Below are 23,120 nucleotides of genomic sequence, written 5' to 3' on the forward strand. Positions count from 1 at the left end.
ATGGAAGAAATACAGAAGACCGAACGTGTAACGACGCTTTTTCGTAAAGCAACAGAGCTTTGCCAGGAGTACAGGCATGAGTTTGTTATGCCCGAGCATTTGTTGAAGGCATTTATCGACGATTCATATTATGCCCATATATTAGATGAGTATTATCCCTCTGAAAGGTTGAATGCCGACTTGAAAGAACACTTGCTTGAGACCGAGCAGGTTCCGACTGATCGTTCATATATGGTAGAGCCGTCTGAACAGATGAACCAGTTGATTGAGATTGCCTGTCAGCATGTAGTGAACAGCAGTGCCAAAGCGCTCGACATACCTCATTTATTAGATGGACTTTTGTCGCTCAATGATTCATGGGCTTGTTATCTGCTGAAAAATGCGATTAAGGATGATGAACCCTTATTTCTCAGTCATATCATAACCGCTGTTGACTGGCTTGATACTGTCGATGATTCTTTTGGTGACGATGATGAGGATGATGGCGAGTCAGATTATCCTTTTTCCGATGCTCCACCAAAGATGGATGCTTGGAAAAAACTGGTGACCTGTATGAATGATTGTTATGAGCAGCAGAATCCTCTGATAGGTCGTGAGGCAGAATTGCAGCGAACCATTCAGGTACTTTGCCGCCGTGATAAGAATAATCCATTACATGTAGGTGAGCCTGGTGTGGGCAAGACCTCCCTTGTGTGGGGACTGGTCAGAATGATTGAGGAAGGCAAGGTGCCTGAACGACTTGCGGGTTGTAAAGTGTATCAGCTTGACATGGGAACACTTCTGGCCGGTACTCAGTATCGTGGTGACTTTGAGAATCGCATTAAGATGATTATGGAAGGAGCAACGGCCGAGAAAAATGAGACCGGCGCGTCTGTTCCTACTATTATCTATATTGACGAGATTCACACCATGGTGGGCGCCGGTGCCACGAGCGACAGCTCGATGGATGTCTCAAATATGCTGAAGCCTTATCTCGAAGCTGGCAATATACGCTTTATAGGGTCAACCACCTATGAAGAGTATAACCGCCATTTCTCACGTTCCAAAGGACTCATCCGGCGCTTTCAGCAGATTGATATTACTGAGCCTACTATAGAAGAGACAAAAAACATCCTTCACCAATTGCAACCTCGCTACGAAGAGTTTCATTACGTGAGATATGACGATGCTGCTATTGATTTTGCTGTTGAGGCCAGTGCAAAATTCGTGAACGATCGTTTCTTGCCTGATAAGGCCATCGACCTGATAGATGAGGCAGGAGCTGCTAAGGAAGTTGTCTCTCAATCATCGACTATGGCTGTTACCAAAGCTGATATCGCCGATGTACTGGCTAAAACCTGTAAAGTAGATGCACTGGCAGTTGCCGTGGATGAGGATTATGAACGACTGGAGACGCTGGCTTCAAGAATGCAGGCTCAGATTTATGGTCAGGACGAGGCTATACGGCAAGTGGTTGAGTCGGTACAGATGTCTCGTGCAGGACTGCTCGATGACAACAAGCCATTGGCATCGCTCCTTTTCGTAGGTCCTACAGGTGTGGGAAAGACCGAAGTTGCTCGTGTGTTGGCCCAAGAATTGGGTATTGAACTGATTCGCTTCGATATGAGTGAATATACAGAGAAGCATACGGTGGCTAAACTGATTGGCTCGCCCGCAGGCTATGTTGGTTATGAAGATGGCGGCCTTTTGACCGATGGCATTCGCAAAACACCTAACTGTGTGTTGCTCCTCGATGAGATTGAGAAGGCACATCAGGATATATACAACATTCTGTTGCAGGTGATGGACTATGCTCGCCTGACGGACAATAAAGGACATAAGGCCGATTTTCGTAATGTAGTGCTTATCATGACTTCCAATGCCGGTGCGCAGTATGCCTCACAAAGCGTTGGCTTCAATCATACTGTAAGTCGTGGCGAGGCTATGATGAAGCAAGTGAAAAAGACATTTAAGCCCGAGTTCTTGAATCGTTTGTCAGGTGCGGTGGTATTCCATGATATGGACAATTCGATGGCTACACTTATTCTGCAAAAGAAACTGCGTCAGTTAGAGGAAAAACTGTTGGCCAAGCAAGTGACCATGACTCTTACCCCTGAGGCTGTTAACCATCTGTTGAAAGAAGGATTCACTGCCGAATATGGTGCACGCGAAATGGATCGCGTGATTGCTCAGCAGCTAAAACCATTGTTGATGCGTGAGATTCTTTTCGGTAGATTAAAGCATGGCGGTAGCGTCACAGTAAGTGTAGAAAATGCCCATCTTGCTATCGTAGGCTGCGAATCTTCTGCAATTTCATAATCATCAACATCCAACATTCTCTTTTTTATTCAATATTCAACACCTTTTTCATGGCTGTTTATCAACTGGACAACGAACTTTGGTTTCCTGATCCCCATCTGGGCGAGCCTGATGGGTTGGTTGCAGTGGGTGGTGACCTCTCGGTCGATCGCTTGCTCTTGGCCTATTCTAATGGTTTCTTTCCTTGGTTCTCCTATCAAGATTGTAAAGAACCCTTGTGGTACTGTCCGCTTCAGCGCTTCGTCATTTTCCCAGATGAGATTCATGTGAGTCATTCTATGAAGCAACTTATTAAGAGCCAGCGTTACGAAGTTACTTTTAATCAGAACTTTGATGGGGTGATTCGTGGATGCGCTTCAGCACAGAACAGGAACAAAGAGGAGGGTGCCTGGTTAGGTCCTCAGATTATCGAGGCTTATACCGAATTATATCGTCAGGGGTTTGCTGCGAGTGTTGAGGTTTGGCGAAAACATCAGGATGGCGATGAAGCCTCGTGCTCTACTGAGACGTCAGATAATGGTCAGTTAGTGGGCGGGCTCTATGGAGTTACCATCGGATCATCATTCTTTGGAGAGAGTATGTTTTCCTTGGAACCAAGTGCCTCGAAATTGGCGTTGATCTGTTTGGCTCATGTGTTTAAGAAGAATGGCGGACAATTAATCGACTGCCAGCTTGAAACACCTCACTTGCGTTCTATGGGCGGACGATATATTTCTTATGAGGAATATCTGAAATTGATTCAATATTGAAGTCCAATCGCTTTTGTCTTTATAGCGCTAAATTGTAAGTATATTCACTTTCTTGCTGTATATTTATAACGTTAGAACGCGTGAGAATCGCACGAAAATCACCAACTCCTACTTCGGACTTCTACACGCGAATTATGAGCATGTTGTGAATAATTTGCAACCGATTGATCATCAGTTATTTACAATATATATCATCAAAACGGCCTCTCTTTTTCCTAATATAATCCTGAAAAAAGGCTACAATAGAACTTCTATTATACCATAACTGCATTCATTCTATACTGCAATTGACGTTCAGTTATGATGCAATTGAAGTTAGGTTTCGGTATAATAGACAGTACGTTTCGGTATAAGATGCATTCAGTTGCGGTATAATAGACTTTTTACTGCACTAAAGGTCGTTTTTGGGTATCCTAGCCGTTCTAGTTTGCGATTTTTCTTTGTCTTAATTTTCGAAAAACAAACTGAATAAATATGTGCTTTTGGGGACTTGTTACACCATCCGGTACTCACATAGATTGTCTGCTGTTCCTTTATTAGAATGCAGGTAATTCCGGTTCGTTGATTCCCTTTATGGCCATGCATTCCATCTCGATGAGCCATCCTGCCCGACAAACTGGTGCATGAAGTATAACCACAGGATGATTAGGGAAACGTTCATCGTAAAGTGAACGCACCAAACGGTAGTCGGCAATATCGCGCAGATATACAATCATGGGTCCAACATCCTCATAGGTGCAGTCGGCTTCAGCTAATAAGGCTTCGACGTTCTCCCACATGCGCAGTGTTTGCTGTCTGATATCACCCACGTGTTCTATTTGACCCTTGTTGTTGATGCTGGCAGTGCCTGATATGAGAACGTGTCGGCGGTCGGCATAGTCAATACGAGTACCACGTTCGAAACTCACACCATAGTCGCTGGTGCGGTTCAAATGGGTTGGCGCATACAAATAGTGTATCTGCTCTGGCTGAATGCCTGCTATGGCATAAGTGTCCATCTGGGTGAGTACTGCAGCGTCCTGTTGTCGGCCACCGATGCCTGTCGAGGCAATGAAATGAGTGTCTTGGGTGAGTCCTTGCGTGAAAAAAACGCGGTTTCGAGCCTGAACAACTCCTTGATAGTTTACATCAACATCGTTTACAAATAGCCACGTGCGTACACAGTTGTCCTTTAATGTACATTCCTCCTGAGCAAGTTGCATAATGTATTCGTTAAAGAGCAAACGTGTCTGATATTCAGAATTTACGGCTGTATTATGGGCACCGGCTCCCCATAGGTGACGGAACTGACCGTGACTCACCTCAAAGAGACCGCTGGGTAACTGGCGTGTGGTTACATTCTTCATGAGATATGCCCATAAGGCTATTTTCGAACCGTCAAGGGGTGCCTGTTCTATAATACTCTGGGCGCAGGAATCATCGTCGGCCAGTACTACAGCATCGGCCTGATTGGCTGCATCACTCAGAAAATAGCGTTTCAGTACAGTCTGTGCACCTTTCAATTCGTTTTCTATAATATGATGGTAATCATTCAGTAGGGCGTTCAGTTGCTCCTGAAAGGTGAGACCGTCACCCTGAATGTGTAGCATCAGGTGGTATTCTTCTACCTCATTTCCGTTTTTAAACTCAAACAGCTCGGCTTTGGTATTCGAAAAAGTTAGTATTTTTCTCATGATAGATTCTTTTAGGCTGCAAAGGTAGAAATTTTTTTGTGATAAAGATTGACGTTGATTGTTTTTTTTAGAAAATACCTAAACGGAGGTATGCCTATTCACTTGATTGGCATGTTTTTTGCAGTCGGATACTTAGAAAGAATGAAAAGAAAAAGAATCATTATAGTGTGTAGAAAGGAGGAGTGATGATATGGCATTTGTAGATTATTATAAGATTTTGGGCGTTGATAAAACGATTCCGCAGAAGGATGTGAAGAAAGCCTATCTGAAACGGGCTAAACAATTCCATCCCGACTTGCATCCTGACGACCCTAAAGCGAAAGCAAAGTTCCAAGCTTTGAACGAGGCTTACGATGTGTTGAACGATCCTGAAAAACGACGCAAGTATGACCAGTATGGAGAGCAATGGCGTCAAGCAGATGCTTACGGTAGTGGTAGTGCTGGCAGAGCGGGTGGGGGATCACCGTTCGATGGATTCGATTTCTCCAGTGCAGGAAGTGGCTTTAGTTCATTCTTTGAAAACCTTTTCGGTGGTGGCGGTCGTAGAGCAGGCTTTGGTAATGCAGGTGGTTTCGGTTCTGGCTTTGGTGGTTTTGGTAGTCAACAACCTCAGGAGTCACAGGCATCTGTGAGCATTGATCTCTATACAGCATTGCTGGGTGGTGAGGTGATTGTGGGACTGCCTGGAGGTCAGAAACTTAAACTGAAAGTGAAACCGGGTACCCAACCCAACTCAAAAGTCCGTTTGCGCGGTAAAGGAAATGCAGGCCAGGATCTTATCCTGACCTACAATGTATCGCTGCCAACGAGACTGTCTGAACGTCAGCGTCAGTTGTTAGAGGAAATGAGACGTAGCTGATGTTCGGCGCGTACCAGATCTTCTGGCGTGTCGATACCAACGGTTTCAATGTCGGTGATACCAACCTTGATGCGATAGCCGTTTTGTAGCCAACGAAGCTGCTCCAAACTCTCAGCTATTTCAAGCGGACTTTGGGGCAGTTTTGTTATTTCTTCCAGCACCTCGCGACGGTAGGCATAGAGGCCGATATGTTTTAAGAAGGGAAATGAAGAAAGCCATTCGCTTTTTTCTTTGCCCCTGATGAAGGGGATTACGCTACGGCTGAAATATAAAGCATATCCATTAACGTCGGTCACAATTTTGGGGGAGTTGGGGTTCTCGGCTGCCTCAATACTTTCAAAAGGCTTACCCAAAGTGGCTATCTGTGTCTGAGCATCCTCGAAAAGTGCCTTTACTGTAAGCAACTGACTCTTTTGAATAAAAGGTTCGTCACCTTGGACATTGATGATGATATCGGCATTCGTACCAATCAGTGTTGCTGCTTCCTGAATACGGTCGGTACCACTTTTGTGGTGGGGAGAAGTCATCACGGCATTGCCGCCAAAGGCCTTGACGGCTTGGAGAATACGCTCATCGTCTGTGGCCACATAGGCCTCGTCGAGCACATCCATCACTTGTTCGTAAACACGCTGAATAACAGGCTTTTCTCCCAATATGGCCAGCGGTTTGCCAGGAAAGCGGGTTGAGGCATAGCGGGCTGGAATTATAGCAATTGTTTTCGCCATTTTTAATGAAATTATTTTTACATAATAACCAATACGACAATGAGTCGTATCGGGCAGATAATTGCATGCAAAGATACGCATTATTCGCCAAATATGCGTTAAAAAAAGTAATATATTTTTGCTATATAAACAAATCTTCGTACCTTTGAAGTTGAAACTAAATACCTCGAATATTTTGAAACAATACATATTTATATTACTAAGCTTGTTCGTTCTTTCTTCGTCGGCTCAAAAGATAACATTAGGTTCGTGTACATTGAAAGACGGCGGTGAATACAAAGGAGAAATGTCGGCAGGAAAACCTCATGGTAAAGGAAAAACTATGTGGAAAGACGGCGACTGGTTTGAAGGTGAATATGCCAAAGGCAAGCGTCAGGGATACGGCGTCTATAACTTTTCTGACGGCGAAAAATACGAAGGCCAGTGGATGCAAGACCATCAGCACGGTCAGGGTACATACTACTTCTCTAACAACAATAGGTATGTAGGACTGTGGTTTCGCGATGTACAACAAGGTCATGGTATCATGTACTATTTCAATGGTGATAAGTATGATGGTAACTGGCGTGAAAACAATCGTGACGGAAAAGGCCTCTACACTTTTGTAAGTGGTGCTTACTATGATGGTGAGTGGAAAGGCGATAAGAAAAATGGTCGCGGACTTTTCTGTTGGGAAGACGGAAGTTGCTATGATGGTGAGTGGAAATCGGATCTTAAGGTGGGACGAGGAACCTTTAAATATGCGAATGGTGATGTTTATACCGGTCAGTTCCAAAACGATTTGATGCACGGCAAAGGTATTTACCGTTTTCATAATGGTGATGTCTATGAAGGTGACTATTTCCAGGGAGAACGGAGTGGAACAGGCATTTTCAATTTTGCCAATGGCGATCGCTATACAGGACAATTCTATAACGGAGACCGTCAAGGACAGGGCACACTCGTCTGGAAAAATGGAAACACCTATGTAGGACAGTGGAAAAATGATGAGCCTAATGGGCGTGGTAAACTGACCACTAAGCAAGGTGATGTTGTTGACGGACAATTCAAAAATGGACAGCCTGAAGGCGAATGCATAGGCCACATGGCTGACGGTTCAAAGTTCAAGGCTGTATTTAGAGGCGGAAAACGTCATGGGTTTGCAATAGAGGAAACCAAAGATGGTATGCGTTTTGAAGGGAATTATGCCGATGGAAAGCGCGATGGTAAATTTATTGAGAAAGACCGCAATGGCAATATCGTGGCGCAAGGTACTTACAGTCTTGGCCGCCGACAATTGAACAGATAAAAACCATAATCAGAACATATTTAACTCAATAACTCAAAATCATTCTTTTGTACCTATGATCATTGATACGTTGGAAAATCTCGAAAAGTACGAATCGCTGAACCCATTGTTTAAGGATGTGGTGGCCTTTCTGAAAAACAATAATCTGAATAATCTTGATGAAGGAAAACATGTCATCAAGGGTGATGATTTGTTCGTAAACATACAAGTAGCCAAAAGTCGTACACCCGACGAGGCTGTGATAGAAACTCATGTGAGGATGGTTGATATTCAGATACCATTAGATACTGCTGAAGTATATGGATATACCCCCCTGTGCCGTTTACCACAAACACCATATAATGCAGAAAAAGATATTACCAAATATGAAGGCAAGGCTGAGAGCTTTGTTCAATGCCAGCCAGGAATGTTTGCTATATTCTTTCCACAAGACGGGCATGCGCCATGCATATCATCGAATAAGCAGATCAAAAAGGCAATATTCAAGGTAAAGGCCTGATTGTGATTCAATAATAATTCACGATATAACCTAATAGATAAAACCATTATGAAAGCAAACTCTGAAACTAAGGGAACAAGCAAGAAAGTCCACATTGGACTCGTTCAGAACGATTCATGGCTCGAGCCGTTTGAAGACGCAATTCGCGGCAGACATGAACATGCTGTTTGGAAAATCAATCAACTGACAAGAAACGGAAAGATAACCCTGAGCGACTTTGCATCAGGCCATCTCTATTTCGGACTACATAAGCAGATACGTGGATGGGTGTTCCGTGAGTGGGCACCGAATGCTACCGACATATATCTTATCGGCGACTTCAACGATTGGAAAGAAGATGAGAAATATCGTTGTAAGCGTATAGAAGGCACGGGCAACTGGGAGCTTCGCCTTAAGGAAAAGGATTTGAAGCATGGTCAGTTGTACAAGATGAAAGTGAAATGGAATGGTGGTGAAGGTGAACGCATACCAGCATGGTGCCGACGTGTGGTTCAAGATGACCAGACAAAAATATTCTCTGCTCAGGTATGGAATCCGGCTGTTCCCTATGTATGGAAAAAAGCAGGCTTTAAACCCAAGAAAAATCCACTTCTTATTTATGAATGCCATGTGGGAATGGGAGAAGATGCTGAAAAAGTAGGTACCTACGAGGAGTTCCGCCTTAACGTTTTGCCACGAGTCGCCAAAGATGGTTACAATGCAATTCAGGTGATGGCTATTCAGGAACATCCCTATTACGGTTCGTTCGGTTATCATGTGTCATCGTTCTTTGCCCCAAGCAGCCGTTTCGGTACGCCAGAAGAACTTAAGGCTCTTATCGATGAGGCCCACAGACTGGGTATCTCTGTGATAATGGATATTGTTCACTCACATGCAGTGAAGAATGAGGTTGAGGGATTAGGCAATCTTTGTGGAGATCCCAACCAATTTTTCTATCCCGGTGAACGTCATGAACATCCGGCTTGGGACTCTCTCTGTTTCGACTATGGAAAAGACGAGGTGCTGCATTTCCTCCTTTCAAACTGCAAATACTGGTTGGAGGAGTTCCATTTTGATGGATTCCGCTTTGATGGCGTAACCTCAATGCTTTATTATAGTCATGGTCTTGGCGAGGCTTTCTGTGGATATGGAGATTATTTTAATGGCCATGAGGATGACAATGCCATTTGTTATCTGACTTTAGCCAACTGCCTGATTCATGAAGTGAATCCAGAGGCTATTACCATTGCCGAAGAAGTTAGCGGTATGCCTGGCCTGGCTGCAAAATTTGAGGACGGAGGCTATGGATTCGATTATCGAATGGCGATGAATATACCTGATTACTGGATTAAAACCATCAAGGAACAGAGCGATGAAAACTGGAAACCTTCGTCTATATTCTGGGAAGTCAAGAATCGTCGTCCTGATGAAAAGACAATCAGTTATTGTGAGAGTCACGACCAAGCCTTGGTGGGTGATAAGACAATTATATTCCGTCTTATTGATGCTGATATGTATTGGCACTTTGCCAAGAAAGATGTCAATGGCGTAGCTGAACGAGGCATTGCTCTTCACAAAATGATCAGACTGGTAACGGCTGCTGCCATCAATGGTGGCTACCTGAACTTTATGGGCAATGAGTTCGGACATCCTGAATGGATAGATTTCCCGCGTGAAGGTAATGGGTGGTCGTATAAATATGCCCGCCGACAGTGGCATCTTGTAGATAATCCAGACCTCTGTTATCACTGGTTGGGCGATTTTGACCGTGAGATGCTGAAGGTAATTAAATCTGTGCGTAACTTCCAGAATAAACCCGTAGTTGAAATATGGCATAACGATGGTGATCAAGTTTTGGCATTCATGCGCGGCGATCTGGTGTTCGTGTTCAATTTCTCACCCACTCAATCCTTTACTGACTATGGATTCCTGGTGCCAACAGGATCATATGAGGTAGTGTTGAATACCGATGCAGTTCAGTTCGGTGGTCATGGGTTCGCAGATGATACAGTTACTCACTTTACAAATTATGATCCGCTCTATGTACAGGATCATAAAGAGTGGTTGAAATTGTACATTCCCGCTCGTTCGGCTGTAGTGCTTAAAAAAATCTGATGAATAGTAATACTCTAAATAGAATAGGCAGCACCACCACTACGCAAGTGGTGTGTGCTGTCGTTTTTTGTACATTTTCTTTAGCTTGGCTGTGTTGGTTCCAGGCTGATTTGTTGATGGTAGCTCAGCATGTGTGGAGTGGGGGACAGACACATTATAATCGTGTAGTAAGTCCTCTTGCCATTACTTTTGCCTTATTGGCTATTCAACAGATTGTATTTCGAACCACAGGATTGGCAAAGCGTACTCATGCCTTGACCTATTTCCCTTCAATGTTGCTGCTGGCAATAATAAGTGATATCAATCCTCAGTTTTCTGATTATTGTATTTCTTCTCGCTGGTGGTGGATAACTCCTTTGGCATTGCTGACCTGGGGATTGGTAGTATGGGTGTCGCGACTGGCTTTGCCATTCGATAATTCAAAAGTGAATACTGGCTTTTTCTCACGTCGCGTGTGGGGAAATGTGTTGCAAATGGTGATGATGATGCTGATGGTTGCAATGCTGAGCATCACCAACGCTGTGGCACATTATAGGTCTCATGTAGAGGTTTCTATAATGAACGGTGAACTTGACGAGGCTTTGCGAACTGGTGAGCGTTCATCTGAAACAGATGTCCACTTGACTATGTTGCGTGCCTATGCATTATCGTTGAAAGGACAATTGGGTGAGCGGCTGTTTGAATATCCTATCGTAGGTCATAGCGATGATCTTCTTCCCATGATGAAAGGACGCTCGAGGGTCGTGTTGCTCTCGCGAGATAGTATTTACAACTATTTTGGAGCCAGACCAATAGGTATATCTACCATGAATCGTTACTTCGACTTGTTGGAGAAAGATTCGTTGGCCACTACTGCTGTGGCAGATTATCGTTTGTGTGGTTGTCTTATAGATGGTCGATTGGATGATTTCGCTTACTATCTTCCTAAGTATTATGATGTAAACCAGCCATTGCCAAAACATTTCCGTGAAGCTCTGATATTGTATAATCACCTGAAGTATAACCCATCATTGGTGTATAAGGATGATGTGATGGATGAAGATTGGAACAATTTTCAAGAATTGAGAGACGCATACAAAAGTCCCAATGAACGAAAAGCTGTATTGGCTGAACGTTATGGTGGGTCGTATTGGTATTACTATTATTATTGCGCTAATAGAAAGAAATAGTTCTGTAATAATGGCATAAGAAAGTAATGTATCATAAAAAAGTGATTCCCGCAAAAAAGGAATCACTTTTTGTATTTCCGGTGTATGTAAGTATAATGGTTCTGCCTTATTTTTCTTTTAATAAGTCAGGGCGAAGCTTGCGAGTGCGTTCAAGCGCTTGGTCTAATTCCCATGCACGGACTTTCGCTTCGTTACCACTCAGTAGAATCTCTGGCACTTTCCATCCCTTGTAGTCAGCGGGACGGGTGTAGATAGGAGCTGCAAGAAGGTCGTCTTGAAAGCAATCACTAAGAGCACTTTGCTCATCTCCAATCACACCAGGTACTACTCTGACAATAGCATCAGCAATCATTGCAGCAACAAGTTCACCGCCAGTAAGAACGAAATCGCCAATAGATATTTCTTTTGTAATCAGATGATCGCGAACCCGCTGGTCGATACCTTTGTAATGGCCAGCCAGGATGATAAGATTTCCTTTCAAAGACAACTCATTAGCCATATGCTGGTCAAACCGCTCACCATCGGGTGAAGTGAATATAACTTCATCGTAATCACGCTCAGCCTTTAGTGCGGTGATGCATCGGTCGATGGGCTCACACTGCATCACCATTCCTGCACTTCCGCCATATGGGTAGTCATCAACCCGGCGCCATTTGTCGAGCGTATAGTCACGCAGATTATGAAGCCGTATCTCGGCCAGTCCTTTCTTTTCGGCACGTGCCAAAATGGATTCGTGCACAAAACCCTCTAACATTTCGGGTAGTACGGTGATAATGTCTATTCGCATTCGTAAAAAACTTTTATTCTTTCTATGTTCTTTTCAGCTTCTGCACGCCCCATATCGTAAACAGCCTTCATTTGCTGAGGGTCGTGAGATACATGGCCGATAGGTATTTTCTCTGAAGGTCTGATTACCAGACAACGTTGTTCTTTTTCTGCCTGTCTGACATATTCCAATTGACGATTGTACATTGTATGCCGAATGTCAAGTGCTTTAATCATATTGGGATATTTCCTTAAAGCAATCCGCATAAGTGGCATCAAACGATTGTGCTCTTTTTGGTAGCCATCTGGTTGCGTGAGTACTACAACGTTATGTCGATATCCCAATTGTTCGAAATGTTCTAAAGGAATAGAGTCGGCTACACCACCATCAAGTAGTTTGAAATTGTCTATTTCAACAACTCTTGAAGCAAGTGGCATGGATGCTGAAGCACGAATCCAATCGTATGTAGTTGAATTTGAATGTTCTAATCGTTTATAGACTGCACGTCCAGTAGTGACATCTGTACATACTACAATAAACTCCATAGGATTCTGTTCAAAAGCTTCGTCATCAAATCGGTCGTAGGTCGTTGGAACAATGTGATAGGCAAACTCAGCATTGAAATAATCTCCTGTGAGTAGCAAGGACTGAATGCCACTGTAGCGTTTGTCGTTAGCAAAACGCATGTTGTATCGGATAGCTCTTCCTGGTTGACGGGATTTATAGTTACACCCGAAGGCTGCACCTGCTGATACTCCAATAAGTGAATCCGGCCAGATGTCGTGTTCCATCATTACGTCACATACACCTGCCGAAAACAGCCCTCGCATGGCTCCACCTTCAAGTACTAATCCTCGTTTCATCATTTGTCTTATTACTTTATGCTAAAAAGCATTTCGTCTGTTTTCTTTTGAATTAAATCATGCGTTTCTTATTTCGAAAACTAAACACTTTCTATTTATTTTATCAGCATTCAGTAAAAACAAAGAATCGGAAACCTTTTAATTGGCTTCCGATTTTCTTTGAGGTGCCTGGCGGATTCGAACCGCCGTAGACGGTTTTGCAGACCGTTGACTAAGCCACTCATCCAAGGCACCAGTCTTGCTTTCTTTTTTGCGGATGCAAAGGTAATATGTTTTTTTTGTTCTGCCAAATTTTTTGATTACTTTTTTTGAGTTCACATCCTTTGCAATTGGCGCAAGGACTATTCTTTTGGCGAATTGTACCAGCAATTAATCGTGTAGCGTAAATGATACAGCCAATTATTATCAATGATACGATGATGTACTGCATTATTTTCTTCTTATGGGAGAATAGGGAAAAATGGCATAACTGGTTCTATAGTCGGGAAAGTCGGCGAAGCATCAGTTTGTTTAGAACCTGTATGCGGTGACCACTGCGAACAATGTCTTCGCGTACATTGTTTATATTATTAAAGAGATCGCTAAAAGCGTTTAGCATGGGGTTGGGCTGAGCAGTATCTTCAATTGCATTGGGGTTAACAACAACACGGAGCCCCTTTGGTTGCATTTTTACTTCAACGTCTGCATCGGTCATGATTGGGTCACCATCGTAATGGATGGCTCCAGGGGTGGCACGGTGAATATTAATACGACTTGCCTTAAAGGTTTTGATTCGTGAATTACTGCTCAATGTTTTGGCAAATAGATCCATTGCAATCTTTGGTGCATCAATCACATCAAAAGGCTCCATGATGATAACATCCATCATACCATCTTGCATTGATGCGCCCGGTGCAATGTAGGCATTGTTGCCATATTGAGCAGCGTTGGCACATGCAATGAGAAATGCTTTGTAGTGATGAGTACCTGTTTCGTCATCGACAATATAGGTCTCTGGTTTGTATTTAAGGCCTTCTTTCAGTACATTCTCTACGTAAGTGATAGGGCCACGCTTTCCTGCTTCAGCAAACTTTAATGAGATGAAAGCGTCAAATCCCATTCCACAGGTGCAGAAAAAAGGAAGATTATTGATGATTCCATAATCAAAAGACTCTATCTGAGCCTTATTGATGATGTCGATAGATTTCTTGATGTCCATGGGCAGGCAAAGGTGGCGGGCCAATCCATTACCACTACCGCAAGGAATAATAGCAAGTGCTGTATTGGTGTGGACAAGTGAACGAGCCACTTCGTTGACAGTGCCATCGCCACCAACGGCAACGCAAATGTCAGTGCCATTCTCTACGCATTGCTTAGTAATCTGTGATGCATGGCCTGCATACTCTGTGAATACTACTTGGGCGTCGAATTGTGAGTGGTCTAACTTCTGCTTAATAAGTTGGGGTATATTATCTTTGTTGTGAGTCCCTGATATAGGATTCACAATAAATGTGATGCGTTTTTTTCTTTCTTCCATAGATGCAAATATACAAAAATGTAATGAGAAAGTAATGAAAAGCAATAGATTTTTTACTTAAACTGACAAATATTGAGAAAAAAATGCACTGTTTGAATATTTTTGTGTAACTTTGCACCCTGTTTAAAAGATTTACCAAAGAAAATAATGGGACAGTTACAAGAAAGATACAAGTCGTACCGAATTCCTCAGGAATTTATGGCCAAGGGCGTTTACCCTTATTTCCGTGCTATTACTGGTAAGCAGGGTACTGAAGTTGAAATGGGAGGCCACAAGGTGTTGATGTTCGGTTCGAATGCTTATACCGGTTTGACTGGCGATCAGCGCATTATTGATAAGGCTAAGGAAGCCCTCGATAAGTACGGAACTGGTTGTGCTGGAAGCCGTTTCTTGAATGGAACGCTCGACCTGCATGTTCAGTTGGAAAAAGAAATTTCAAAGTTCATCGGCAAGGATGACTGTCTTTGTCTCTCTACAGGCTTTAGCGTTAACCAAGGCGTGATACCTGCATTGTTGAGCAAGGATGATTATGTGATTTGCGATGATCGTGACCATGCATCAATCGTTGACGGTCGCCGATTGGCTTTTGCTAAGCAATTGCACTACAAACACAACGACATGGAGGATTTGGAGCGAGTGTTACAGCGCCTGCCTCATGATGCTATCAAATTGATAGTTGTTGATGGCGTTTTCTCTATGGAAGGCGATTTAGCCAAGCTTCCCGAAATTATTGAATTAAAGCATAAGTATAATTGTTCAGTAATGGTTGATGAGGCTCATGGTATTGGCGTATTCGGAAAACAAGGCCGTGGAGTATGTGACCATTTCGGACTGACAGACGAAGTTGACCTTATCATGGGCACTTTCTCTAAGTCATTGGCAAGTATCGGTGGATTTATTGCTGCTGATTTTGATACAATCAATTTCCTTCGCCATAGTTGTCGTACTTATATTTTCTCAGCTTCAAACACACCAGCAGCTACTGCAGCAGCACTTGAGGCTCTGCATATCATTCAGCAGGAACCTGAGCGCATAGAGAAGTTGTGGAATGTTACACGTTATGCTTTAAAACGTTTCCGTGAAGAAGGTTTTGAGATTGGTGATACGGAAAGTCCAATTATTCCTCTTTATGTTCGCGATACTGAAAAAACGTTCTTGATTACTGCACTGGCTTTCAATGCCGGAGTATTTATTAATCCAGTAATTCCTCCTGCATGTGCTCCTCAGGATACATTGGTACGCTATGCTTTAATGGCAACGCATACCGAGGAACAGGTGGAACGTTCAGTAATAGCATTGAAAAAAATCTTTGTTGAACAAGGAATTATTAAATAATTAGCAAAAAATTTGTGTGGATGCAAAAAAAGTAGTACCTTTGCATCCGCAAAAACGAGGTGTAGCGCAGTTGGTAGCGTTCCTGGTTTGGGACCAGGCTGTCGCAGGTTCGAGTCCTGTCACCTCGACTCAATCGAAAGAGTGATTGATTATGACAATGAGAGTATGCTTTTCTAGCATACTCTCATTTTTATTACTTAAATATTTGGAAATTATAGTTTTTTTAACTATCTTTGCACCAACTATTTAGAAATTAACTATGAACAGACTTATACATCTATTATTTTTCCTTTTGGTTATAATGAGTAGCTTTAAGGTACAGGCTCGTTCCAGTATGGAGCAGGAACGTGTGTTTATGAATCTTAATGCTTCAAATGGACTAGCTGATAATAGTGTTCAAATTATAAAATGCACTCGAACAGGTCGCATGATTATTTCAACTCTTGGAAATTTAAATTTCTATGACGGGGTTACTTTTGCGCATATTGACATTAAGCAAGATTACCAATTACCACTTAAAGCTTATACAGGAAACTATCGTCTTTATTTTGATAATAACCACCATATATGGTTGAAAAACACTCATTCTGTGAGTTGTGTTGACCTTTTTATGGAACATTTTATTCCCAATCCAGAAAAGGTGGTAAAAGAATTAGGATGTAATGACCCTATCAATGATCTCTTTGTCGATTCAAATGGAGATGTGTGGATGCTGACAGATTTGGGACTTTTCGATGCTAAGTTTCATAAAACCTTACATGTTCTTCAGAATCGTATTCTTCATGATCTTGATGTCCGGGATGACAATGTCTTGTTATTTTACGATAATGGTGATGTGGTATGCCTTGATCGTGAGTCAGGAAAAATTCTTTACCAAAAATCACCTTATGATGAAGATAAAGCAGAGAAGTATTCGAAGTCTTGCTTTGTCATGGGAGACGATAGTGTCTTTTATGTTATAAGAAACGGTGAGAAAGAAGCTGTTCTTCTTAGCTTTAATTCCAAGACTCAAGAGTGGGCCACAATTGTTGAAATTCCATATCACATTAATAATATGGATATTTTGAATGATGAACTATATCTTGCTACAGAATATGGTTATTGTAGTTATAACCTTGAAACATCACAATTAACAAAGTATGAACAGTTAACGATGTTGGATGGTCGCATCCTTCAGACAGATTGTAATGCGATTTGTTTTGATAAACAAGGTGGAATGTGGATAGGTACCGAGGATCGTGGTATTCTATATGCTCGCCCTAGGCTTTCTCCCTTTCATACTTATAAAAATGATCATCCCCAAGCTCGCAAGTATCTGGCCATGATGAGTCACTTGAAACAGAATATCACAGAGTTTCAGGGACGTATGGCAAATTGTCGCTTTACGGATAGTAGAAATTGGACTTGGTATGGTACAACGACAGGTGTCTATGTCTATAGAACTCCCGATGATCCCCACCCAATGTTTTTTGATAAGTCGAAGGGATTGTTGAACAATGTGGTACATTCTGTTGTTGAGGATAAGGATCATAATATATGGCTAAGTACATCTTTTGGTATTAGTTGTATTATGATTAATGATAGTGAACCGGTTTTTGTAAATAGTTTCCTTGATTACGACAATGTGCCAAGTGAGTCGTTCCGTAATTGTAAGTCTATGTGTTTGGATAATGGAATGATTATCATGGAAAGTGTTGACCATGTAGTAGCTTTTGATCCGGAGCGTTTCACTACTGTCAATAAGCGGGAAACACTTACTCTTAATCCAAAGTTGACCAAGCTAATGGTAAATGGTAACTTTGTTAAGGCAGGTGAGGAAGTTGGTGGGCATATAATTATTGATCGAGCTATCACACGAGCTCGCGATATTTGGTTGAAGTCAGATCAGAATACTATTACAATGACCTTTTCAGGATTGAACTATTTCCGTCCTATGCAAACGTGTTATCGTGTGCGAGTAAAAAATATAGATAGTAATTGGCGCGTTTATTCATATTTTAGCAACACAGGTCATGTGGATTCTAGAGGACAACTACACCTGCCTCTTGTTGGTTTAAAACCTGGTACATATGACGTTGAGATTCAGACGTCGCTATATCCTGATTTATGGAATGACGATAAGCCATATACCTGGACGGTACATGTTGACCAGCCTTGGTGGCAGGCTACAATAGCGTATGTACTGTTGTCTGTGGTGATATTTGTGTTTATCGGTATTAATCTGTATGTCTATAGCCGAAACACCCGTATTCGTGCTAAGTTGAATGCTGGAGAAAGCTCAATTATAAAGAGGATAGAAGCCTTTTTAGAGCGTTGTAATATATATGATAATGAACAGCTTGCTCCTCTTGATGAAGAGTTGTTGGGACGTAAGTTTGAGATAGCGCCTTCTTCAGAGTTTATCGATATTATGGTGAAGTTAATGCCATATTTGAAATCACATTCCAATAAGTTGAGTATGCGGCGTCTGAGTGAGATAAGTGGAATTGATATAGTACAATTGCATAATATTTTTATGGCGAATCTTTATAAGAGTCCACGTAATCTAATTATGCTTCTACGTTTGCGTAAAGCTGCTGGCTTGCTAAAGACAACTAAGATGACAGTTGAGGAAATTTCTGTGGCCTGTCAATTCCATACTCCCAACTATTTCCTTGGAAATTTCTTCCATCTTTACAAAGTAACGCCTAACGAGTATAGGAAATCTGCATAGTTTATTTTATCTTGAATACGATGCTTTGATGACCGACAAGTCGCCAAGTGCGTTCGCTTATACCTCGATAATATACAAGAGCAGAATATCTGTTTTCGGTTTGAAAGAAATTGCCTTCTTCTGGTAAGTGATGAGCTGTACTATCTGCATCGAGCATAAGTAGTTGGTAGTTATAGTAACCCATTTTCTGGAGAATGGTAGCATTGTACGATTTATCTTTATCGTTGTATTCCATATAATAGGTTTCTGGCGCCTCTGTTGCCCATTGTCCGTCAATGATAATTCGTGAATATTCGTAGAAGGGGGCAGGGCATAGACGATAGTGAACATATACATAGTCGCTCAACCTGTCGTTCTCATAATTATCGCTATTGCGAATGTAGAATGCTCCATCTGCATCTTCTGTATAGAGGTAGTTGCGTTGAGGTTCACACACGAATGGATAAACATGATACTTCCGTTCCTCTTCATTCCATTCTACGTGGTCGAGTCCAAGTGTGATATGTGTCGGGTCCAATACTTCGAACTTATGATATTCGTTGCCAGCATCAAAAATAAGTGAACGATTGTGTTCCCAGCGAAGACTTGTTGGGGTAACATAGTTTGGACGTGGATTTTCTTTCATATTGTCTTCTCGTCCATTCTGAAACACAAATATCTGAAGCTGTTCACTTGGATTGGTGACTTTTAAAGAATTATAGTTTACGCTAAGATTCACCTGCTGGTATTTTTCATTAAAGTCGAGGTCTGTATTCGTGGTTACTGACAGTCCTACATCCATACGTTTTTCAACAACTCTGAATTCTGCCACTAAGACCTCTTCGTTGTTTTCGTCTTCATCCAATATATGGATACGGTAATTGCCACTCATTTTCAAGCGGCATTGCTCGTTAGGAATCTGAAGTTGATAGTGGGTGTAAAGAACTGTAGTATTTAGTGAATTCTCATATTCTTCAATTACCTGGTCGTTGAACCCCTCCAGCCAGTCACTCTCGAATAATTGATCTGACGTTGTCCAGTCTGCCTCGCATCGTTCAATATGAGCTACAAACCGATGGTAATTGTGTGACATTTCGTCAAACCCAATATTCAGTATGTCGTTTGAGTTTAGCTTCATGACGGGCATGTCGAGCCAGTTGTTGTTTACTACAACTTGCAGAGACTTGACATTGGACACCTTCACCTGATGTTTGGCAGAAGAAAGCATTGGTATGATTAGTAGAAGAAAAAGGAGGATTCGTTTCATGGGCATTAAGAGTAAACGTTGATACTTCAGTTTTTTTTCTTATTCAATTTATGAATGAACGATTGAGATTTTCAGCATACGTTCTGTGAACTCAGTTATGCAGCATTGGGCTGATGGGCGTTTGTTAACAACCCAGACTATAGTTCCATTGGCATCGCAAACCACTAATTGTTCTCGTTTTTCTATGACAGGCACTTTCAAATCGGTAAGAAAGTCGCTCAGTAACTTATTTCCTTTCATGCCAAAAGGAACAAAACGATCACCTTCCTGAATAGGACGGATGGTGAGAGGAAATACAACTTTTTGGGCATCGAGGCAGGCAACATTCGGTGAAGGGTCAACAACTATGTCCTCTTCAATATTGAAACGGAAACGCATGTTTTCTGTATATACGTATGTGCCAGTTTCCGGAATTCGCATTGTTGGCAGTTCAGCTGAAATAGGACTTAGCAATAGCCTGTTCCGGTCAATAGAAAGCTCATGAGTAGATGATTTCCACAATCGGCCAGAAGGTGAGTCAAGATGTTCGGCTATCTGTCGGATTGTTGCTGAGCTGAATCCATAGGGCGTAAGCCACTCGAACAGCATGCAGAGAGGTGAAGGTGAAAGTTTCAGTCTCTCAATATCAATATGCAGACGATTCTGACTGTTACTATTATTACTATCTGAATGATCGTTGTCTATCAGTTGAGTAAGTGCTTCTTTGGTATAGGCTTTATAGATCTTCTCCGCCTCGTTCATTTGTTCTATGGTGCGCTGCAGATTATCCATCACAGCCGGATTAATCTGTTGCAAAAGCGGAATTACATCCAACCGAATCTTATTGCGAAGAACATCGTCCACCATATTGCTGCTGTCGGTAACGAAATCCTGCTGAATGCTCTTCAGCCATTCCAAAATGTCTGCTCTACTCACACAGAGCATTGGTCGGATCACAGTACATGCGTCAGTATTATCTTCGCCAGATTCAATACTGTCTCTTCTTGGCTGTATCCCTGTAAGTCCATGAATTCCTGTTCCGCGTAATAGGTTGATGAGTAGTGTCTCAACATTATCATCGCGATGATGGGCCACACATACGGCTTCGGCATTCATATCTTTCCTTAATTGCTCAAAATACCGATAGCGTAATTGACGTGCTGCCATCTCAATGCTAACCTTGTGAAGTTGCGCATAGGTTGTAGTGTCAAAATGGGCACGATGTAATGGAACAGATAATTGTTCGCAAAGGTTAACAACGAATGCTTCGTCACGATCAGATTCTGCACCTCTAAGATTGAAATTGCAGTGAGCAGCCTCTACGCGATAGCCCAATAAGAGTAGTACACGTAGCAATGCTACGCTATCAGCGCCTCCACTCAAGGCCACTATATATAAGTGGCTCTTATCAAGCAAATGGCGCTTTTCAATATAATTCTTTACTTTATTCCACATACAGTACCAGTCCTTTCAGGTATTCGCCTTCAGGATGATAGATGTTGATTGGATGGTCGGCAGGCTGATGCAACTGGTGAAGGATGCGTACTTTTCTGTGTGCAAGAGCTGCTGCTGTGAATACTGCGTTGCGGAAATGATCCTTCGTTACTACCTGCGAACATGAGAAAGTAAAAAGAATGCCACCGGCAGGAATCTTCTCGAATGCTTTCTGATTCAATCGGGTATATCCTTTCAGAGCATTATGTAAGGCTCCGCGATGTTTGGCAAATGCGGGCGGATCTAGAATGATTAAGTCGTATGTACTGCTATTCTCACGTCCGATGCTATCCAGAAATTTGAAAGCATCTTCGCAGAATGCTTCGTGACGACTATCATTAGGAAAGTTCAATTCAATATTTGAACGGGTCAGTTCAATAGCTTTGGCTGAACTGTCAACCGAGTGAACCAATTGGGCTCCACCACGCATGGCATATACTGAGAAACCGCCTGTATAGCAGAACATGTTGAGAACTCGTTTACCTTTTGAAAATACTTCCAGCAGGGCACGATTCTCTCGTTGATCTACAAAAAAGCCAGTTTTCTGACCTCTCAGCCAGTCAACACGGAACTTTAGTCCATTCTCAGTACCAATATTTTCTTCACTACCTCCTACAAGGAATCCATTTTCAGGCTCCATAAAGGGTAGGGTAGTTTCGCTTTTATAATAGACGTTGTCTATAATTCCTTTAGCCACATCTACTAATGCTGTAGCTATCTCTTTTCTGCACAGATGCATACCGATACTATGAGCTTGCATCACGGCAGTATGTCCATATATATCAATAATGAGACCAGGGAGGTTGTCACCTTCTCCATGCACCAATCTGTAGGTGTCGCTTTCTTTGCTGTTGGCTAAACCGATAACCTTGCGCATTTGTAAGGCTGAAGCAAGTCTTGAGCGCCAGAAAGAGGTGTCAATCTCAACATCATTGAACGTGAGCACTCGAACAGCAATAGATCCCTGCTGGTAATGACCTACGGCAATAAAATCTCCAGTAGCCGATACCACCCTGACGGCTTCACCCTCGCTGATTCCTTCGTCTGCATGATGGATGGCTCCAGAAAATATCCATGGATGAAAGCGGAGAAGACTCTCTTCCTTACCTTTTTTCAGATATATTTGTTTCATTTTTTCTATTCTTTGTTTTTTACATCAGTTGATTGAAGTTGTTCCTCTTTCCGAACAATCAATTGATAGTTTTTAGTCTGTTCCAGCCGTTTAAGTTCTTTATAGAGTTGAAGGCAAGCCCAAGCATCAGTTGCCGCATAGCTTTTTTGCTTTTCATCGAGAATATCACGTTCCCAATTACTCAATTGTTGGCGCTTGCTAATTTTCTGTCCCATCATATTGGCATACAGCTTTTGAAGACTTAAATCTTCGATGCCGATTTCTTTCACATGGTCCTGAAGGTCAATGAAATATCCAGGTGTGAAAGTTCCCAGTCTGTGGAGTCCGTTTAGGTCGTCATGCCAGGAAAGTCCAATCTTTGGTGTGGTGGAATCTTCCAAAAATCTTATGATGGCTGGTGAAAGACCAGTATGGTTTAATCTGAACAGGAAGCAGATATCTTCGGTTGCAACTTGAAGAAGGGCTACTTTGTATTGCCATCCGCGTTTAAATGATGGGCGAGTTTCAGTATCAACCCCGAGCAGCGGTTGCGAAAGCAAAAAATCAACTGCTTTTTCGGCTTCAGCTGCGCTAACTACGACAATGATTCTTCCTTCGAACTTCACAGTGGGCAGCGATGGAATCAGACTTTTGTCGAATTTGTTGTATAGGATTTTTGTCATTATGAATATATTTCCGTGGTGCAAATTTACGAAAATATTCATAATTCTTGGCTATCTCTC

Annotated in this window: 18 protein-coding genes and 2 tRNA genes; 10 read left to right on the plus strand and 10 right to left on the minus strand. The window is 42.3% G+C overall.

All coding sequences use genetic code 11. The features are described 5' to 3' along the window. Positions 1 to 2,298, plus strand: coding sequence for an AAA family ATPase (locus tag L6475_RS05340; RefSeq protein ID WP_237823279.1), 2,298 nt, complete (start codon positions 1 to 3; stop codon positions 2,296 to 2,298). A gap of 50 nt (positions 2,299 to 2,348) precedes the next feature. Beyond that, a complete protein-coding gene (aat, locus tag L6475_RS05345) occupies positions 2,349 to 3,047 on the plus strand; it encodes a leucyl/phenylalanyl-tRNA--protein transferase (protein ID WP_237823282.1) in 699 nt (232 codons plus the stop codon). 536 nt (positions 3,048 to 3,583) lie between these two features. On the opposite strand, the gene L6475_RS05350 is transcribed toward aat, so the two are convergent. Further along, positions 3,584 to 4,720, minus strand: a complete 1,137-nt coding sequence (locus tag L6475_RS05350; protein ID WP_237823285.1) for a Rid family hydrolase — start codon at positions 4,718 to 4,720, stop codon at positions 3,584 to 3,586. 190 nt (positions 4,721 to 4,910) lie between these two features. Between L6475_RS05350 and L6475_RS05355 the strand changes: the two genes are divergently transcribed. After that, the gene (locus L6475_RS05355) at positions 4,911 to 5,579 is read left to right on the plus strand and encodes a DnaJ domain-containing protein (RefSeq protein ID WP_237823288.1); all 669 of its coding nucleotides are present in this window, start codon (positions 4,911 to 4,913) and stop codon (positions 5,577 to 5,579) included. Here the strand turns inward: L6475_RS05355 and kdsB are convergent. Then, on the minus strand, positions 5,549 to 6,304 hold the full coding sequence (kdsB, locus tag L6475_RS05360; protein ID WP_237823293.1) for a 3-deoxy-manno-octulosonate cytidylyltransferase: 756 nt from the start codon (positions 6,302 to 6,304) through the stop codon (positions 5,549 to 5,551). The genes L6475_RS05355 and kdsB overlap by 31 nt on opposite strands. A 172-nt stretch (positions 6,305 to 6,476) precedes the next feature. Here kdsB and L6475_RS05365 point away from each other — a divergent pair, with 172 nt between their 5' ends. From L6475_RS05365 to L6475_RS05380, 4 genes are read left to right on the plus strand one after another with little or no spacing between them, the layout of a single operon-like run. Further along, positions 6,477 to 7,592, plus strand: a complete 1,116-nt coding sequence (locus tag L6475_RS05365) for a phosphatidylinositol-4-phosphate 5-kinase (protein ID WP_370641677.1) — start codon at positions 6,477 to 6,479, stop codon at positions 7,590 to 7,592. 55 nt (positions 7,593 to 7,647) lie between these two features. Beyond that, complete coding sequence (locus L6475_RS05370) at positions 7,648 to 8,091, plus strand: YhcH/YjgK/YiaL family protein (RefSeq protein WP_237823299.1); 444 nt, start codon at positions 7,648 to 7,650, stop codon at positions 8,089 to 8,091. 48 nt (positions 8,092 to 8,139) lie between these two features. Further along, a complete protein-coding gene (locus L6475_RS05375; protein ID WP_237823302.1) occupies positions 8,140 to 10,185 on the plus strand; it encodes an alpha amylase C-terminal domain-containing protein in 2,046 nt (681 codons plus the stop codon). Further along, positions 10,185 to 11,354, plus strand: coding sequence for a DUF6057 family protein (locus tag L6475_RS05380; protein ID WP_237823305.1), 1,170 nt, complete (start codon positions 10,185 to 10,187; stop codon positions 11,352 to 11,354). The genes L6475_RS05375 and L6475_RS05380 overlap by 1 nt, the downstream gene beginning before the upstream one ends. Before the next feature lie 106 nt (positions 11,355 to 11,460). Here the strand turns inward: L6475_RS05380 and trmD are convergent, their stop codons facing one another. From trmD to L6475_RS05400, 4 genes are all read right to left on the minus strand, one after another. Continuing rightward, positions 11,461 to 12,141 carry a tRNA (guanosine(37)-N1)-methyltransferase TrmD gene (gene trmD / locus L6475_RS05385; RefSeq protein WP_237823308.1) on the minus strand — a complete coding sequence of 227 codons (681 nt, stop codon included), beginning with the start codon at positions 12,139 to 12,141 and terminating at the stop codon, positions 11,461 to 11,463. After that, complete coding sequence (locus L6475_RS05390; protein WP_237824031.1) at positions 12,132 to 12,983, minus strand: patatin family protein; 852 nt, start codon at positions 12,981 to 12,983, stop codon at positions 12,132 to 12,134. Before L6475_RS05390 ends, trmD begins: the two co-directional genes overlap by 10 nt. Positions 12,984 to 13,145: 162 nt before the next feature. After that, a tRNA-Cys gene (locus tag L6475_RS05395) sits at positions 13,146 to 13,217 on the minus strand. Positions 13,218 to 13,458: 241 nt separating this feature from the next. Further along, positions 13,459 to 14,499: a diacylglycerol kinase family protein gene (locus tag L6475_RS05400; protein ID WP_237823311.1), complete on the minus strand. Its 1,041-nt coding sequence runs from the start codon at positions 14,497 to 14,499 to the stop codon at positions 13,459 to 13,461. 147 nt (positions 14,500 to 14,646) lie between these two features. On the opposite strand from L6475_RS05400, the gene L6475_RS05405 reads away from it, so the two are divergent. From L6475_RS05405 to L6475_RS05415, 3 genes are all read left to right on the plus strand, one after another. Continuing rightward, positions 14,647 to 15,834 carry a pyridoxal phosphate-dependent aminotransferase family protein gene (locus L6475_RS05405; protein WP_237823313.1) on the plus strand — a complete coding sequence of 396 codons (1,188 nt, stop codon included), beginning with the start codon at positions 14,647 to 14,649 and terminating at the stop codon, positions 15,832 to 15,834. A gap of 55 nt (positions 15,835 to 15,889) precedes the next feature. After that, positions 15,890 to 15,962, plus strand: a tRNA-Pro gene (locus L6475_RS05410). Between the two features lie 131 nt (positions 15,963 to 16,093). Next, positions 16,094 to 18,547, plus strand: a complete 2,454-nt coding sequence (locus L6475_RS05415; protein WP_237823315.1) for a two-component regulator propeller domain-containing protein — start codon at positions 16,094 to 16,096, stop codon at positions 18,545 to 18,547. A 1-nt stretch (position 18,548) separates the two neighbouring features. On the opposite strand, the gene L6475_RS05420 is transcribed toward L6475_RS05415, so the two are convergent. The 4 genes from L6475_RS05420 to L6475_RS05435 are packed head-to-tail and all read right to left on the minus strand — an operon-like array spanning position 18,549 to position 23,060. Then, positions 18,549 to 19,793 carry a DUF5103 domain-containing protein gene (locus L6475_RS05420; protein ID WP_237823321.1) on the minus strand — a complete coding sequence of 415 codons (1,245 nt, stop codon included), beginning with the start codon at positions 19,791 to 19,793 and terminating at the stop codon, positions 18,549 to 18,551. A 48-nt stretch (positions 19,794 to 19,841) separates the two neighbouring features. Next, positions 19,842 to 21,227: a tRNA lysidine(34) synthetase TilS gene (gene tilS / locus L6475_RS05425; RefSeq protein WP_237823324.1), complete on the minus strand. Its 1,386-nt coding sequence runs from the start codon at positions 21,225 to 21,227 to the stop codon at positions 19,842 to 19,844. Beyond that, positions 21,217 to 22,398: a class I SAM-dependent rRNA methyltransferase gene (locus L6475_RS05430; RefSeq protein WP_237823328.1), complete on the minus strand. Its 1,182-nt coding sequence runs from the start codon at positions 22,396 to 22,398 to the stop codon at positions 21,217 to 21,219. Before L6475_RS05430 ends, tilS begins: the two co-directional genes overlap by 11 nt. A 5-nt stretch (positions 22,399 to 22,403) precedes the next feature. Further along, the gene (locus L6475_RS05435) at positions 22,404 to 23,060 is read right to left on the minus strand and encodes a 3'-5' exonuclease (protein ID WP_237824033.1); all 657 of its coding nucleotides are present in this window, start codon (positions 23,058 to 23,060) and stop codon (positions 22,404 to 22,406) included. Positions 23,061 to 23,120: the final 60 nt, after the last annotated feature.

This window comes from Prevotella sp. E9-3 (genome assembly GCF_022024015.1).
GTDB lineage: Bacteria > Bacteroidota > Bacteroidia > Bacteroidales > Bacteroidaceae > Prevotella.